This is a genomic window from Pseudomonas sp. B10, assembly GCF_900156235.1.
GTDB classification, from domain to species: domain Bacteria; phylum Pseudomonadota; class Gammaproteobacteria; order Pseudomonadales; family Pseudomonadaceae; genus Aquipseudomonas; species Aquipseudomonas siliginis.
The window spans coordinates 3,154,369-3,169,457 of sequence record NZ_LT707063.1 but is presented as its reverse complement, the minus strand read 5'-3'; the positions used below and the strand labels follow the sequence as shown (position 1 = coordinate 3,169,457).

14 protein-coding genes are annotated in these 15,089 nt (G+C 60.5%); 3 read left to right on the top strand and 11 right to left on the bottom strand.

The genetic code is table 11. From position 1 onward, the window contains the following. Positions 1-184: 184 nt before the first annotated feature. The 6 genes from ilvD to BXA01_RS14380 form a co-directional block, all read right to left on the bottom strand. Positions 185-2,026, bottom strand: a complete 1,842-nt coding sequence (gene ilvD / locus BXA01_RS14405; RefSeq protein WP_024014684.1) for a dihydroxy-acid dehydratase — start codon at positions 2,024-2,026, stop codon at positions 185-187. A 256-nt stretch (positions 2,027-2,282) separates the two neighbouring features. Continuing rightward, a complete protein-coding gene (locus tag BXA01_RS14400) occupies positions 2,283-3,515 on the bottom strand; it encodes an MFS transporter (protein WP_076564457.1) in 1,233 nt (410 codons plus the stop codon). Next, positions 3,508-4,485, bottom strand: a complete 978-nt coding sequence (locus BXA01_RS14395; protein ID WP_076564456.1) for a diiron oxygenase — start codon at positions 4,483-4,485, stop codon at positions 3,508-3,510. The genes BXA01_RS14400 and BXA01_RS14395 overlap by 8 nt, the downstream gene beginning before the upstream one ends. Continuing rightward, positions 4,482-5,555 carry a SagB family peptide dehydrogenase gene (locus tag BXA01_RS14390; protein ID WP_076564455.1) on the bottom strand — a complete coding sequence of 358 codons (1,074 nt, stop codon included), beginning with the start codon at positions 5,553-5,555 and terminating at the stop codon, positions 4,482-4,484. Before BXA01_RS14390 ends, BXA01_RS14395 begins: the two co-directional genes overlap by 4 nt. A gap of 452 nt (positions 5,556-6,007) precedes the next feature. Continuing rightward, positions 6,008-7,204, bottom strand: a complete 1,197-nt coding sequence (locus tag BXA01_RS14385; RefSeq protein WP_076564454.1) for a class I SAM-dependent rRNA methyltransferase — start codon at positions 7,202-7,204, stop codon at positions 6,008-6,010. A gap of 162 nt (positions 7,205-7,366) precedes the next feature. After that, positions 7,367-7,906, bottom strand: coding sequence for a type 1 glutamine amidotransferase domain-containing protein (locus BXA01_RS14380; protein ID WP_076564453.1), 540 nt, complete (start codon positions 7,904-7,906; stop codon positions 7,367-7,369). 228 nt (positions 7,907-8,134) lie between these two features. Here BXA01_RS14380 and BXA01_RS14375 point away from each other — a divergent pair, with 228 nt between their 5' ends. Genes BXA01_RS14375 through BXA01_RS14365 form a run of 3 tightly spaced genes read left to right on the top strand, consistent with a single transcriptional unit; the run spans position 8,135 to position 10,151 of the window. Beyond that, entirely contained in the window at positions 8,135-8,947 is an 813-nt protein-coding gene (locus BXA01_RS14375) for an HDOD domain-containing protein (RefSeq protein ID WP_161984078.1), read from the top strand. 12 nt (positions 8,948-8,959) lie between these two features. Next, on the top strand, positions 8,960-9,772 hold the full coding sequence (gene mutM / locus BXA01_RS14370) for a bifunctional DNA-formamidopyrimidine glycosylase/DNA-(apurinic or apyrimidinic site) lyase (protein ID WP_016772703.1): 813 nt from the start codon (positions 8,960-8,962) through the stop codon (positions 9,770-9,772). A 55-nt stretch (positions 9,773-9,827) separates the two neighbouring features. Further along, on the top strand, positions 9,828-10,151 hold the full coding sequence (locus BXA01_RS14365) for a multidrug transporter (protein ID WP_076564452.1): 324 nt from the start codon (positions 9,828-9,830) through the stop codon (positions 10,149-10,151). Between the two features lie 125 nt (positions 10,152-10,276). On the opposite strand, the gene BXA01_RS14360 is transcribed toward BXA01_RS14365, so the two are convergent. The 5 genes from BXA01_RS14360 to BXA01_RS14340 form a co-directional block, all read right to left on the bottom strand. Further along, a complete protein-coding gene (locus tag BXA01_RS14360) occupies positions 10,277-10,528 on the bottom strand; it encodes a YfhL family 4Fe-4S dicluster ferredoxin (protein WP_003195146.1) in 252 nt (83 codons plus the stop codon). Positions 10,529-10,676: 148 nt separating this feature from the next. Continuing rightward, on the bottom strand, positions 10,677-11,156 hold the full coding sequence (gene coaD, locus BXA01_RS14355; RefSeq protein WP_003229157.1) for a pantetheine-phosphate adenylyltransferase: 480 nt from the start codon (positions 11,154-11,156) through the stop codon (positions 10,677-10,679). A 115-nt stretch (positions 11,157-11,271) separates the two neighbouring features. Continuing rightward, a complete protein-coding gene (locus BXA01_RS14350) occupies positions 11,272-12,867 on the bottom strand; it encodes a GMC family oxidoreductase (RefSeq protein WP_076564451.1) in 1,596 nt (531 codons plus the stop codon). Positions 12,868-12,998: 131 nt separating this feature from the next. After that, positions 12,999-13,544: a twin-arginine translocation pathway signal protein gene (locus BXA01_RS14345; RefSeq protein WP_076564450.1), complete on the bottom strand. Its 546-nt coding sequence runs from the start codon at positions 13,542-13,544 to the stop codon at positions 12,999-13,001. A gap of 29 nt (positions 13,545-13,573) precedes the next feature. Next, positions 13,574-15,004 carry a coniferyl aldehyde dehydrogenase gene (locus BXA01_RS14340; protein ID WP_076564449.1) on the bottom strand — a complete coding sequence of 477 codons (1,431 nt, stop codon included), beginning with the start codon at positions 15,002-15,004 and terminating at the stop codon, positions 13,574-13,576. Positions 15,005-15,089: the final 85 nt, after the last annotated feature.

Genomic DNA, 15,089 nt, shown 5'->3' with positions numbered 1-15,089 from the left:
AGCCTGCTCGCGAAAGCGTAGTGTCAGCCACCCTCTTGGATCGTTCCCACGCTCTGCGTGGGAATGCAGCCCGTGACGCTCCGCGTCACTGGACGCGGAGCGTCCCTTGAGACATTCCCACGCAGAGCGTGGGAACGATCAGCCCCGCACTTGGCGGGGCATTTTTGCATCGGCGATTTGACGGTTACAGCCCGTCGAGCATCGCTTTGTTACGCACAGCGCCCTTGTCGGCACTGGTCGCCAGCAGGGCGTAGGCCTTGAGCGCGGTGGTCACTTTGCGTGGACGCACCTCGACCGGTTTCCAGCCTTTCTTGTCCTGCTCGGCACGGCGTGCCGCCAGTTCTTCGTCGCTGACCAACAGGTTGATCGAGCGGTTCGGAATGTCGATCAGCACCTTGTCGCCATCCTGCACCAGACCAATCGCGCCGCCGGCCGCAGCCTCTGGCGAAGCGTGACCAATCGACAGGCCGGAAGTACCGCCGGAGAAACGCCCGTCGGTGAGCAGCGCACAGGCTTTGCCCAGACCTTTGGATTTCAGGTAGGACGTCGGGTAGAGCATTTCCTGCATGCCCGGGCCGCCTTTCGGGCCTTCGTAGCGAATGATGACGATGTCGCCTTCCTTCACTTCGTCCGCGAGGATGCCGCGCACGGCGCTGTCCTGACTTTCGAAGATTTTCGCGTTGCCTTCGAAGACGTGGATCGACTCATCGACTCCGGCGGTTTTCACCACGCAACCGTCCTGCGCGATGTTGCCGTACAGCACGGCGAGGCCGCCTTCTTTCGAATAGGCGTGCTCGAAGCTGCGGATGCAGCCGTTTTCACGATCGTCGTCGAGGGTTTCCCAACGGGTCGACTGGCTGAACGCAGTCTGGGTCGGAATGCCCGCCGGACCTGCCTTGAAGAAGTGATGCACGGCTTCGTCGCTGGTCTGGGTGATGTCCCACTTGGCGATGGCTTCTTCCATGCTGCGGCTGTGCACGGTCGGCAAGTCGGTGTGCAGCAGGCCGCCACGGGCCAGCGAACCGAGGATGCTGAAAATGCCGCCGGCGCGGTGCACGTCTTCCATGTGGTACTTCTGGATGTTCGGCGCGACTTTGCACAGCTGCGGCACGCTGCGCGAGAGGCGGTCGATGTCGCGCAGGTCGAAATCGATCTCGGCTTCCTGGGCGGCTGCGAGCAAGTGCAGGATGGTGTTGGTCGAACCGCCCATGGCGATGTCGAGCATCATCGCGTTCTCGAACGCCTTGAAGTTGGCGATGTTGCGCGGCAGCACGGAGTCATCGTTCTCGCCGTAGTAACGCTTGCACAGCTCGACGATGGTGCGACCGGCCTGGAGGAACAGCTGTTCGCGGTCGCTGTGGGTGGCCAGAGTGGAACCGTTGCCCGGCAAGGCCAGACCCAGTGCTTCGGTCAGGCAGTTCATCGAGTTGGCGGTGAACATGCCGGAGCACGAACCGCAGGTCGGGCAGGCGCTGCGCTCGTACTCGGCGACTTTCTCGTCAGAAGCGCTGGAGTCGGCGGCGATCACCATGGCGTCGACGAGGTCGAGGCCGTGGGAGGCGAGTTTGGTCTTGCCCGCTTCCATCGGGCCGCCGGAAACGAAGATCACCGGGATGTTCAGGCGCAGTGCAGCCATCAGCATGCCCGGGGTGATCTTGTCGCAGTTGGAAATGCACACGATGGCGTCGGCGCAGTGGGCATTGACCATGTACTCGACGGAGTCGGCGATGATCTCGCGGCTCGGCAGCGAATACAGCATGCCGTCGTGGCCCATGGCGATGCCGTCATCGACAGCAATGGTGTTGAATTCCTTGGCCACGCCACCGGCGCGTTCGATTTCGCGGGCGACCAGTTGACCCAGGTCCTTCAGGTGCACATGCCCCGGGACGAACTGGGTGAACGAGTTGGCGATGGCGATGATCGGCTTCTTGAAGTCGTCATCTTTCATGCCGGTAGCGCGCCACAGTGCGCGGGCGCCGGCCATGTTGCGGCCGTGGGTGGATGTTTTCGAGCGGTAATCTGGCATGGAGCACTCCGGGCGGCTAATCACGTACTAAAGGGGAGTGAGCTTCTGTTGACCTCTGAAACACCCGAAAAATGGCCGTGTGTCCGGAAGCTGCCGATGACGTTGCGGGATCGCCGCTGGTCTCAGCCTGAGCTCATAAACCCGCCGGGGATGAATGGCGATGAATGAGGCGATTCTACACCGCTGGCGTCGCGAGGGAATGGCGCAAAGCGTTGTTCCCCCGCTGAAGAGGCACGCGGGATGACGACTGGCAGGATCAGTGGTCGCCTCCCGGCATCACCGGATTGCTGCGCAGGTTGCTGACGCGACGGCCAATCACGCTGTTGAGCAACAGGGATATGCCGCTCAACAGGACGAAACCGTAGCCCAGCGTCGCTTGCAGGTTGGCCGGGCCGAGGCTGATCAAGGCGCTGACCAGCCCGCCACAGATAAAGATGATGGTGCTGCCGGCAGACGCCGATGCGCCGGCATTTTCGGCAAACAGGCTCATGGCGCGGGAGGTAGCCGGTGGCCGGGAAATGGTCGTGCCCACCGTGCAGATGAGCATTGGAATCAACACAGTCGCAGCTGACAAATCATGGTTGGCCGCCAGATAGAGCATTACCAGTCCCGAGAGCAGGATCAGACTCAGCCCGGTAAAAATCTGCTGTTGCGCATTGATATGCCGGTTCAGCACGCTGGCGAGCACGCCGCCGAAGACATAGGCGGCGCCGTAAATCAGCAGGATCAAGGCGAAATCGTAAGGTGCCATCTGCAGCTGCTCCATGAAGATCAGCGGGGAAATGACGATGAAGGAAAAGTGGCAAGCGAAAGCGAATGCGGAAATCAGCCAACAGCCGAAAAATTCGAAATTGCCCAGGACGCGCCGATAGGACTGGATGAAGCCCAGACGATTGGCGTCATGAGGAGGACGGCTGTTATCGAGCAATCGCCAGGTCTTGATCAGAACTGCTGCGGCCAGGGCGATGAAGACCCAGAAGCTGCCGCGCCAGCCGAGCGTGGCTTGCAGAAACGTGCCCGCCAATGGTGATACCGAAATGAAGATGCCCGTTGCGGTGACCATCAGGATCCGCAGGCGATCACGCTCGTTGCCTTCGAACAGATCCTGCACCAGTGCCTGGGACAGCACAAAGCAACCGCATCCCAGCGCCTGCATCACCCGGAAAATCAGGAACAGCGTGTAGTCATTGCTCAGCACGCAGCCCAGTGCGCCGAGCAGCGACACGCTCATGCCGGCCAGCAGCAGACCTTTGCGCCCGATCACATCGGACAACGGACCGATCAATAATTGGGCAAATGCGATGCCCACGGCAAACAGACTGATCGACAGCGCGATGTCGTTTGACGATCGGCCAAAGTGTGCTGCCAATGCCGGAAAGGAAGGCAGCAGCACATCCAGCGGAAACACGCCAAGCAGGATCATCGCCAACAACAGGCTGACGGCACCGCGTTGTTGCCGGCGGGTAGCTACACGGCTGTGTTTATCCATCGATCAATCCTGCTTTGGCGAAAAGTGTCTGGTTGTGGGGCAATGCAAAGAAACCCGCCTTGTGCAAGGCCTCCACCGTAGGTTTGCAACCAACGCGTGCACGGGCGCGGTTGGCCTGCACCGTTGCCGTGCCGCCGACAATCTCCATCACGTCGATCTCGGCAATACCGGCCGAACGCAGGCTTTGTTGCAGCCAGCTTTCATCTGCTTCGAAGAAGATGGAAATGATCTCCACGAGGGTCTTGCTGGCGAACAGGCGTTGACGACTGTTCATCGCAATCCAGAAGTAATGGAAGGCTTCGGCGAAATAGCGGCTGTGCCGGGCTTCGTCGGCAAGGTGATCGCGCAACATGTCACTCACACTGGACACCAGCGTGTCGCGGCAGACCTCCAGCAATTCGCGGGCAATGATGGTTTCCGAGACAAATCCCAGCAGGAACCAGGCCAGAGCGCGGTTTTTCTCCGGCGTGCGCGCGATCAAAGCGTTCATACGGCTGATCCGCTTCGGAATGACCGGTCGCCGGGTGATGCCGTAGAGCGCAGCGATCTGCTCGGCAATCTGGTTGGAAAACAGCGCGTGGTAGCCCTCGTCGGTATACAGCTGCAGTGCCGCATGTTTCATCGGTAGCGGTATATAAATGGGCAGTTCGCGGTGCACGATGACTTCCACCGCGCGGTTGACGATGCGGTGTTCGAGCAGGGTGGTGTAGTCGAGGAAATACACCAGATGATTGGCGGTAAGGCGGTGCAGGGTTTCGCGACCTTTGGCCTGGATGGCCGGATGCGCCAGATAGGGCACAAAGGCCGGGGGTAACCAGTAGCGGGTTTGCAATTGCTGCTCGACATCGCCCGGTAACCGATAGTCATGGACACTGCTGCGTACCGATGCACGGTTCTCCCAGCCTGGAAGCGTGAATTTCAGCGACCATGACACCGGGGCTTCGCTCTCGTCCATCGCCGTGGGAATCATGACTGTGCTCCGCTGAGCAGATCACGCATTTCCTGGCACATGACGTGACCATCGCTTTCGCCGCAACCGACAAAGAACAACGGTTGCTCGGCGCTGCCCGCGATGCCGAGCAGGGTTTCAACCTGTGCGTCGGCAAATGCGCCGGTCAGCCAGGTGTTCAAGCCCAGCGTCGTCGCTACCAGTTGAAAGGTTTGCGAGAGATGACCGGCTTCGATGAAGGCCATGCGATAGGCACGCGAGTGCTCGTACTTCCACCAGAGACGATCAAACCTTGCAGTGATGAACACGCCCAGTGGCAGGTTGTTGATGAAATGCTGGCCGCCGAGCAATTGACCCAGCTCCGGATCCGGCAGCGCATTGATCCGGCTCAGGGCGTGTTCGGCAGGGTGATAGGCGTAGATGCCGGGTTCCAGTCCGCTGACATTTTGCGCCAGGACAAATCCCTCACAGGCGTTCAGTCCGCCGCCGGACGGGCAGCTTCGGCGTGCCTCGAGACCCGGTGCGACCGGATCGTCGTGGGCATTGTCGCGTGGGGGAAGATAGCCGAGGGTCAAATACAGCAGCGTGCCAACCTCATCCAGTGTCACCGCTGCACCGGTGTAGGAACGACAGGTTTTGCGCCTCATCAGGGCCTGAGTCAGGCTGTCATCATCAATGGCGCCCGGTACGGGCAGGGTAATCAGGGGCTGCACTGATCGCCGCGCCCGGGGGTCTGCAGGTTCTGGCTTCGCCAGCACTTCGCTGCAGTGCGCCAGATATTGCCTGGACCACTCGTGGATATTCCGAGGCGTATGTGCGCTAGGTATGTTTTGTGTGCCGATGTGATAGATCTTCGACAATTCATCCCAGCCCCAATTCGGACTGTCTATTTTTGAAGTTATTAAAATGCCGGCGTCCAGAAGTTGTCTGTCTATTATGTTGTTCGGGTCAAATATATCAGGGTTGTGTATAAGGCTGGCGAGGCGATGGGAGTATTCAAGATCAAGTTCGTGTTGAGTATGGTTCTTGTAGTTCCAGACAACTTGTCCGGGCGGGCGCGGCAATATAAAAAGAAAAGGATTGATATACATGGGCTCAGGTCACTCGGGAAAAAGTCTGATGGACGCCAGAGTGCCGGCACTCTCCGGCGTCCAGGCTTACTTAGCGGCCGGTGGCTGCAACCAGAAAGGCCAGGTTGGCGAGTTTGTCTGTTTCGAGATAAATGGTTTTCATGATGTGAACTCCTTGTTCGTTGGTAGTTGAGTCGCTTCGTTGCGACAACTTCATATTAGTTTGTAATCGAATATTGGCAAGCGGATATTAAGTAGGAATATTCCAGTAATTTTGTCGGAGTGATCTTTTGCAGGAGGCTTACTGTGTAGGTTTAATTTCCATGATTGACAGGCATGACGAAACTTCCTGCAAGGCAGCGAGAAAGAAGTTGTAGGAAGAGGGCAGGACACTCATGTCGAGTGTAAAAAAACGGGGGGAGGGCGCGCAAAAAAAACGGGGAGCTCAGTGGCTCCCCGGTGTTCAAGCGCAATCAGCTGTTGGGCAGCAGACGGCAGGTGATGCTTTTGATGTAACGGGTTTCAGCGATGGCCGGATGCACCGGATGATCCGGACCCTGACCGCCACGCTCGAGCATCTGGATGTTGCGGTCCAGGTGACGGGCGCTGGTCAGCAGGATGTTCTGCAGATCATCTTCCGGCAGGTGCATGGAGCACGAAGCACTGACCAGAATGCCATCCTTGGTCAGCAGGCGCATGGCTTGTTCGTTCAGACGACGGTAGGCGCCTTCGCCATTCTTCATGTCTTTCTTGCGTTTGATGAACGCTGGCGGATCGGCAACGATCACGTCGAAGCGTTCTTCGCTGGCTTTCAGTTCCTTCAGCGCCTCAAAGACATCGCCTTCGATGCAGGTCATCTTGTCAGCGAAACCGTTCAGCGCAGCGTTGCGCTCGACACCGTCAAGGGCGAATGCGGAGGCGTCGACGCAGAACACTTCGCTGGCGCCGAACGCAGCGGCCTGCACGCCCCAGCCACCGATATAGCTATAGAGGTCGAGCACGCGTTTGCCTTTGGCGTAGGGTGCCAGGCGCGCGCGGTTCATGCGGTGATCGTAGAACCAGCCGGTTTTCTGCCCTTGAATGACGGGTGCCTCGAACTTCACGCCGTTTTCTTCCAGCGCTACCCACTCCGGTACCAGACCGAATACGGCTTCGACGTAGCGGTTGAGACCTTCGGCGTCGCGGGCGGCGGAGTCATTCTTGAACAAAATGCCGCTTGGCTTGAGCACTTGAGTCAGCGCGGCGATCACGTCGTCCTTGTGCGCTTCCATGGTCGCCGAGGCGATCTGCACCACAAGAATGTCGCCGAAACGATCGACCACCAGACCCGGCAGCAGGTCGGAGTCGCCGTAGACCAGGCGATAGAACGGCTTGTCGAACAGACGCTCACGCAACGACAGCGCGACGTTCAGACGGTGCACCAGCAACGACTTGTCGAGTGCCAGTTTGATGTCGCGCGACAGCAGGCGCGCGCAGATCAGGTTGTTCGGGCTCATGGCGACGATGCCCAACGGCTTGCCGCCAGCGGCTTCGAGCACCGCCTGATCGCCGGCCTTGAAGCCGTGCAGAGGCGTGGCGGCCACGTCGATTTCGTTGCTGTAGACCCACAAGTGGCCGTTGCGCAGGCGACGGTCGGCGTTGGCTTTGAGGCGCAGGCTAGGCAGGGACATGACGTCGCTCCGGAAAAAAGAGCGGGAGTATAGCGTGTTGACGCGTGCTCCGGTCTGGCCTGCGATGAAAAGCGGATGGCCCCTTCGCGAGCAGGCTCGCTCCCACACTTGGAATGCATTCACCTGTGGGAGCGAGCCTGCTCGCGAAAGCGATTTCAGCTCTTATGCAGCCAGTGCGTCAATCAGGGCCTGACTGAACGCCGGCACATCATCCGGTTGGCGGCTGCTGATCAGGTTGCCGTCCTTGACCACTTCCTGGTCGACCCAGTTGACCCCGGCATTGACCAGATCGTCCTTGACCGTTTTGTAGCTGGTCATGGTCTTGCCATTGACCAGTCCTGCCGAGATCAGCAACCAGCTGCCGTGGCAGATCACGGCAATCGGCTTGCCCGCCGAAGCGGCAGTCTTGACCAGATGCTGAGCATCCTGATCGATACGGATGGTGTCGGAATTCTGCACACCGCCCGGCAGCAGCACGGCATCGTATTGATCGACGCTCACAGCCTGGAAAGTGTTGGTGACGGGGAAGTCGTCGGCCGGTTTGTCATGGTTCCAGCCTTTCACCGTGCCAGCCTCGGCGGAAAGGATATCGACCTGCACGCCGGCCTGCTCCAGGGCATCCTTGGGGCCTGTCATTTCGACCTGTTCGAAACCATCGGTAACCAAAATAGCGACGCGTTTGCCATTGAGGGAATTTGCCATCGGTAAGCTCCTGAGTCTGTGGAGATTTTGCCTTCGCAGCGGACCGTTGAGGTCCGATGCGCCCTACAGATTCCGAAGCCTGGGCACAGATGAAAGTTCCGACGATGTGCCCATCGGTGTGTCGCCCTGCCGTTTCAGCGGTTAGAATCGCCGCCTGCCCCGGAGTGTGTACTTATGTCCCAAGAACTGACCACCGAACAGATTCAACAATCGCTGCAAGGCATCAGTGTGCCGGCGCAACCGCAGATCATGGTGGATCTGCAAATGGAGCAGTACATGCCCGACCCGGACCTGGAGGTGATCGCCAAGCTGATCTCCCAGGATCCCGGCCTGTCCGGCGCGCTGCTGAAAATCGTCAACTCGCCGTATTACGGCCTGAGCAACAAGATCACCTCGATCCAGCGTGCGGTGAACCTGTTGGGCAGCCGCTCGATCATCAACCTGATCAACGCGCAGTCGATCAAGGGCGAGATGAACGACGACACCATCGTCACCCTCAATCGTTTCTGGGACACCGCGCAGGATGTGGCGATGACCTGCCTGACCCTGGCCAAGCGCATCGGCACCCAGGCCGGTGACGAAGCCTATGCGTTGGGCCTGTTCCACGATTGCGGCGTGCCATTGATGCTGCAGCGTTTCCCCAATTACATGACCGTGCTGGAAGAGGCCTACGCCAGCGCCAGCCCGGAATGCCGCGTGGTCGATACGGAAAACCGTGTGTTCAACACCAACCACGCCGTGGTCGGTTACTACACGGCCAAGTCCTGGCGCCTGCCGGAGCATGTCAGCGCCGCCATCGCCAACCACCACAACGCGCTGGCGATTTTCAGCGACGAATCGTCGAAGAACAGCCAGCTGAAAAACTTGCTGGCGATTCTGAAAATGGCCGAGCACATCTGCGCCTCTTATCGCGTGCTGGGCAACCAGAGCGAAGATTTCGAGTGGAACGCGGTCGGCCCGCTGGTGCTCGATTACGTCGGTCTGTCGGACTACGACTTCGAAACACTCAAACAAACGATTCGCGACCTCGGCGCGCATTGATCCGAGGACAACATGCCTGAACTGCCGGAAGTCGAAACCACCCGTCGCGGGATCGCCCCGCACCTGGAAGGCCAGCGGGTCAGCCGGGTCATCGTCCGCGACCGGCGCCTGCGCTGGCCGATCCCCGAAGACCTCGATGTGCGTCTGTCCGGGCAGCGCATCGTGCTGGTCGAGCGGCGCGCCAAGTACCTGTTGATCAACGCCGAGATCGGCACGCTGATCAGCCATTTGGGCATGTCCGGCAATCTGCGTCTGGTCGAGGCCGGGTTGCCGGCGTTGAAGCACGAGCACGTCGATATCGAACTGGAATCGGGTCTGGCCCTGCGCTACACCGACCCGCGACGGTTCGGTGCGATGCTGTGGAGCAACGACCCGCTCAATCACGAATTGCTGATTCGCCTCGGGCCGGAGCCGCTGACCGATCTGTTCGATGGCGAGCGCCTGTTCCAGCTGTCACGCGGGCGCTCAATGGCGGTCAAGCCGTTCATCATGGATAACGCGGTGGTGGTCGGGGTGGGCAATATCTACGCGACCGAAGCGCTGTTCGCCGCCGGCATCGACCCGCGCCGCGAAGCCGGGGGCATTTCCCGCGGGCGTTACTTGAAACTGGCGATCGAGATCAAACGCATCCTTGCCGCCGCCATTGAGCGTGGCGGCACGACATTGCGCGATTTCATTGGCGGTGACGGTCAGCCGGGATACTTTCAGCAGGAACTGTTTGTCTACGGCCGGGGAGGGCAGCACTGCAAGGTCTGCGGCACCGGCCTGCGCGAAGTGAAGCTCGGCCAGCGCGCCAGCGTGTTTTGCCCGCGCTGCCAGACCTGAAAAATCCTTGGGTCTATAGTGAGAAGTCTCACTGCTCAGCCCGAAGGATCGTGCCATGAAAGTCCTGCAAGTCTTCTTCGTCACGCTGCTGTTGTGTTCCAGCCTGGCCGTTCAGGCCTCGGAAACCGGCAGCGGTGATCCGCGTTACACCATCCAGAATCCCCCGGCCTACGCCATGCTTGGCGACCTGCTGATTGCCCGACCTTTGCTGGTGGTGGCCACGGTGATCGGTGCGGGAGCGTTTGTGGTGTCGTTGCCGTTTACCGCGCTCGGCGGCGGGGTCGGCGATGCCGGTCAGGCGCTGGTGGTAGACCCGGCGAAAGCGGCGTTTGTGCGGTGTCTGGGGTGTACGGGGGAGGGGTTCGAGCAGCGCGAGTGAGCTGATCGGGTTTCAGGGGTGTGGCTGATGGCCCATTCGCGAGCAGGCTCGCTCCCACAGGAGAATGCATTGCAAATGTGGGAGCGAGCCTGCTCGCGAAGAGGGCCGGACTGGCACTGAAAAGATCAGGCCTTGCCGGTAATCTTGCGGTACTTCTCCATCAACTGTTCTTCAGTCTCCGGATGGGCTTCGTCCAGTGGAATGCAATCCACCGGGCAGACCTGCTGGCACTGCGGCTCGTCGTAGTGGCCGACGCACTGGGTGCACAGGTTCGGGTCGATCACGTAGATCTCTTCGCCTTGGGAAATGGCGGCGTTCGGGCACTCGGGTTCGCAGACGTCGCAGTTGATGCAATCGTCGGTGATGATCAGGGACATGCTAACTCCAGCCGGGGCGGCAGGCCCGGGCGCTATAAATCAATGCGCGCAATTGTGCCGCATTGGCGCTTGCAGTGCACGCGGGGGCGATCAAGGGCACTCTTTGGCTGCGATCCAAAAACGAAAGGATCGCAGCCTGCGGCAGTTCCTACTTCTTGAAGCGCAGGGTCAGCGCGTCGGCCACGGCCGGGTGGACGAACTTGCTGATATCGCCGCCCAGCGCGGCAATCTCCCGCACCAGCGTCGAGGAAATGAACGAATAACGCTCCGACGGTGTGAGAAACAGGCTCTCCACATCCGGCGCCAGTTGGCGGTTCATGTTGGCCAGCTGGAATTCGTATTCGAAGTCCGACACCGCGCGCAGACCACGCAGGAACACATTGGCGTTCTGCTCTTTGGCGAAATGCGCGAGCAGCGTCGAGAAACCGACCACTTCCACGTTAGGCAGGTGTTTGGTGACCTCGCGAGCCAGTTCGACCCGTTGTTCCAGCGGGAACAGCGGGTTCTTTTTCGGGCTGGCGGCGACCGCAATGATCACGTGATCGAACAGGCGCGAGGCGCGTTCGACCAGATCGCCATGGCCCTTGGTAATAGGGTCGAAGGTACCTGGGTACAACACTCGGTTCATCGCGTCGTCCTGGCGGGAGTCCGTTGGGGAGTCGGATGGTATCGCAGCCTTCCCGGTCGGCCAAGTCGCCTGTTGGGTAAGAAAGCACTATAGACGATAGGAATATTCTGCTTTTTCATGGATTTTTCAGTCGGTCAGCCAAGGCTGTCGCCAGTTGCGCGGTCAGGCCATACACCGACAGCTGCGGGTTGGCGCCGATGCTGGTGGGGAACAGCGAGCCATCGTGAATCGACAGATTGCGCAGTTGATGATGGCGGCCGAGGCTGTCAGCGACCGCGCTTTTCGGATCTTCACCCATCGCACAACCACCCATCACGTGGGCACTGCCCAGTCGCGTGCGGTACAGCTCCAGGCTCAATCCATCGATCATTGAGCGCGCCTCGGCCAGTGTCTTCACATAGCGGCCGTCGGCGTGCATCGGCATCACCGATTGCGCGCCGCCGGCGAACTGGATTTCGGCCATGACGTGAAAGGCCCGGCGCAAACCGTCCCAGGCGTATTGCGAAACCTGATAGTCGAGCACCGGCGAGCCATCACCGCGCAGCTCCACCGAGCCACCGCTGCTGTCCGGGTGAAAGCCATCGCGCAGCAGCGCCAGCATCGCGTGGGTGTGCGGCAGGTCGGCCATGTGCTGGGCGTTCTCCCGGCCGAAACCACCCAGCAACGTGGCCGCCAGCGCCGGGTGCAGCGGTGGCACTTCAAGTTTGAACGCCATCGGCCCGGTGGTGCCGTCCTTCCATTGAAAATGGTCGGAGTAGATCGACTGCGGCGCGCCGTAAAACGGATTGACCACCTCGGCGAAACGCGCGGCGGACATGTTCACCGGGTGCAGAAAGGTGCGCTTGCCGATGCGCTCATGCGGATCCGGTGCGTCGGAGCGCAGCAACAGCGCCGGGCTGTTGATGCCGCCGCCGGCCAGCACGTAATGCCGCGCCTTGACGGTGATGCTGCGCCCGGTCGGCTCGACGCAGCGTTCGTCCATCGCCACGCAATGCAGGCCGGTGACCTTGTCGCCACTGATCAGCAGTTTCTCCACCCGCGCGAGATACAGCAGCTCACCGCCCTTTTCCAGCGTCGCCGGGATGGTCGTGACCATCATCGATTGCTTGGCGTTGCTCGGGCAGCCCATGCCGCAATAGCCGAGATTCCAACAACCGCGAACGTTGCGCGGGATCACGTGCCAGCTGTAGCCGAGGTGCTCGCAGCCTTTGCGGATCACGTCATTATTGGCGTTGGGTGGCACCATCCACGGCGCGACCCCGAGGCGCTGCTCCATTTTTTCGAACCACGGCGCCATTTCTGCCGGACTATGGCCTTTGACGTTGTGCTCGCTGGCCCAGTGTTCGAGGGTCGGCTCGGGTGTGCGGAAGCTCGAGGTCCAGTTGATCAGCGTCGTGCCGCCGACCGCGCGGCCCTGCAGGATCGTGATCGCGCCGTCCTTGCTCATGCGCCCGATGCCTTCCTGATAGAGGCTGCTGTAGGCCTCGTCTTCGAGCAGTTTGAAATCCGAACTGGTCTTCAGCGGGCCTTCTTCGATCAGCAGGACTTTGTAGCCGGCCGCGCTGAGGATCTCCGCCGTGGTGCCGCCGCCGGCGCCACTGCCGATGATCGCCACGTCGGCTTCGAGGGTGAGGTCGTCGCTCAGTTGCGCGCCGTTGTAGGTTTTCCAGCCTCGGGCGAGGCCTTCGCGGAAGGGATCGGGTACGGGCATCGGTCAGGTTCTCTTTATTATTCTGGATGCTGAGGTGATGCAGTTGGCCCCTTCGCGAGCAGGCTCGCTCCCACAGGGACATGCATTTCAAATGTGGGAGCGAGCCTGCTCGCGAAGACCGCCCCCCGGTTTCAGACCTTAGGCGGCCCGGGATAACCGCAATGCGCCCAGGATTCGGCGCGGGTGTACCAGGCCATCATCACCATCTGCTGCAATGAGCTATGGCCCATGCGCAGCAAGCTCAATGAACTGTTCTCCCAGCGTTCGAGGAAATGCCGCATCGCTTCAGGGCTGGCGTTTTCCCAACTGCCCCAGATGCCGGTAAGCGGGCCACGGGTCACGGCCATGCCCAGCACATCGAACAGTTGCCGAGTGAGCTTGAGCATTTCCGCCGACACGTGATCGAGGCTGTAGTCCAGCGACTTCAGCGTGCCGTCGACCGCCGCGGGCATTTCCCCGGTGGCAACGGCGCCGTCGAGCATCACCGGGATCAGCGCACGCAGGAACAGTAGATCGCCGTCGCGCAAAACGACAAAGCCGTTGGCGCTGATGCTCGACGAGCAGCCAGTGAGGCTGGCGCCAAGGCCGGCGGTGGCGAGAAACGCGCTGGCGCCGAGGCTGAATTTCAGCAGGCCACGGCGCGACAGGGCAGGTGTTTCGGTCAGGCTTGGGTGCATTGTTTTTATTACCCGGCGTCGACGAACGTTTAGCGAATGAACAGCTTCTGAATCAGTTTCTGAATCGATGTGCCGTAGGGCGGGTAGATCAGCCGGGCCGCGTTGAAGCGCTGTTTGATCAGCACGCCCTTGGCCTTGCTGAAGGTCAGGAAACCTTCGTGGCCGTGGTAATGGCCCATGCCCGAGGGGCCGATGCCACCGAAGGGCATATCGTCCTGAGCGACATGCAACAAGGTGTCGTTCAGGCATACGCCGCCGGAATGGGTCTCGTGCAGTACGCGGTGCTGTTCGCGTTTGTCGTAGCCAAAGTAGTAAAGAGCCAGAGGACGAGGCCGCTGATTGATGTAAGCGAATGCCTGCTCCAGATCGCGATAAGGCACGATCGGCAGCAACGGGCCGAAAATCTCGTCCTGCATCACGGTCATCTCATCGCTGACATTGAGCAGCACGCTGTGCGGCATGCGTCGGCCCTGGCCTTGTTCGAACAGCGGGATCAGCAGCGCGCCCTTGCTGGTCGCGTCGCTGACGTAACCGTTCAGCCGGGCCAGTTGGCGTTCGTTGATGATCGCGGTGTAGTCGGCGTTGTCGGCCAGCGTTGGGTAGAAGCCTTTCACAGCCTGACGGTAGGCCTCGACGAAGGCGCCGACGCGGTCTTCCGGCACCAGCACATAGTCGGGCGCGACGCAGGTCTGCCCGGCATTGAGAGTTTTGCCAAAAGCGATGCGTTCGGCGGCGTCCTTGAGCGGTACGTCTGTGGAGACAATGGCTGGGGACTTGCCGCCCAGTTCCAGCGTCACTGGCGTCAGGTTTTCCGCTGCAGCGCGCATGACGTGTTTGCCGACGCTGGTGGAACCGGTGAACAGCAGGTGATCGAACGGCAACCGCGAGAACGCTACACCGACATCCGCTTCGCCCAGCACTACACAAACCAGGTCTTCGGGAAAGATCCGCGCGAGCAGCTCTTTGAGCAGCAGCCCGGTGGCCGGGGTCGATTCGCTGAGCTTGAGCATCACCCGATTGCCCGCTGCCAGGGCGCCGACCATCGGCCCTACGGCCAGATACAGCGGGTAGTTCCACGGCACGATCACACCGACCACGCCCAGCGGCTGGTAAACCACCTTTGCCGAAGCAGGCTGGAACGCCACGCCGACCTTGCGCCGCGACGGCTTCATCCATTTTTTCAGGTGACGGCTGGCGTAGTGAATGCCGTGCAGGCTCGGCATCAGTTCGGCGAGCAGGGTTTCGTCGGCGCTGCGGTGACTGAAATCGGCGCTGATCGCATCGATCAATGCCTGCCGCTCAGCGCTGAGCAGATCGCGCAAAGCCTTGAGCCATTGCTGACGTTGCGCGGCCGGTGGCATCGGGTTGGCGGCGTACGCGGCCCGTTGTGCCTGGAACTGCCGATCGAGGGTTTCAAGAGGCTGTTGCAGCGTTTGCAGGTAGGCAATGTCGGCAGTCATCGCGGGCTCCGGATTTTATTGTAGTGAGCACTTTTTAGAGTCTATGCTCTAGAAAGTCAAACGACTTCCGTGCACGGCAAGGTTT

Coding starts and splice junctions, on each gene's coding strand:
- ilvD (WP_024014684.1), bottom strand. CDS start 2,026: ATGCCAGATTACCGCTCGAAAACATCCACCCACGGCCGCAACATGGCC.
- BXA01_RS14400 (WP_076564457.1), bottom strand. CDS start 3,515: ATGGATAAACACAGCCGTGTAGCTACCCGCCGGCAACAACGCGGTGCC.
- BXA01_RS14395 (WP_076564456.1), bottom strand. CDS start 4,485: ATGATTCCCACGGCGATGGACGAGAGCGAAGCCCCGGTGTCATGGTCG.
- BXA01_RS14390 (WP_076564455.1), bottom strand. CDS start 5,555: ATGTATATCAATCCTTTTCTTTTTATATTGCCGCGCCCGCCCGGACAA.
- BXA01_RS14385 (WP_076564454.1), bottom strand. CDS start 7,204: ATGTCCCTGCCTAGCCTGCGCCTCAAAGCCAACGCCGACCGTCGCCTG.
- BXA01_RS14380 (WP_076564453.1), bottom strand. CDS start 7,906: ATGGCAAATTCCCTCAATGGCAAACGCGTCGCTATTTTGGTTACCGAT.
- mutM (WP_016772703.1), top strand. CDS start 8,960: ATGCCTGAACTGCCGGAAGTCGAAACCACCCGTCGCGGGATCGCCCCG.
- BXA01_RS14365 (WP_076564452.1), top strand. CDS start 9,828: ATGAAAGTCCTGCAAGTCTTCTTCGTCACGCTGCTGTTGTGTTCCAGC.
- BXA01_RS14360 (WP_003195146.1), bottom strand. CDS start 10,528: ATGTCCCTGATCATCACCGACGATTGCATCAACTGCGACGTCTGCGAA.
- coaD (WP_003229157.1), bottom strand. CDS start 11,156: ATGAACCGAGTGTTGTACCCAGGTACCTTCGACCCTATTACCAAGGGC.
- BXA01_RS14350 (WP_076564451.1), bottom strand. CDS start 12,867: ATGCCCGTACCCGATCCCTTCCGCGAAGGCCTCGCCCGAGGCTGGAAA.
- BXA01_RS14345 (WP_076564450.1), bottom strand. CDS start 13,544: ATGCACCCAAGCCTGACCGAAACACCTGCCCTGTCGCGCCGTGGCCTG.
- BXA01_RS14340 (WP_076564449.1), bottom strand. CDS start 15,004: ATGACTGCCGACATTGCCTACCTGCAAACGCTGCAACAGCCTCTTGAA.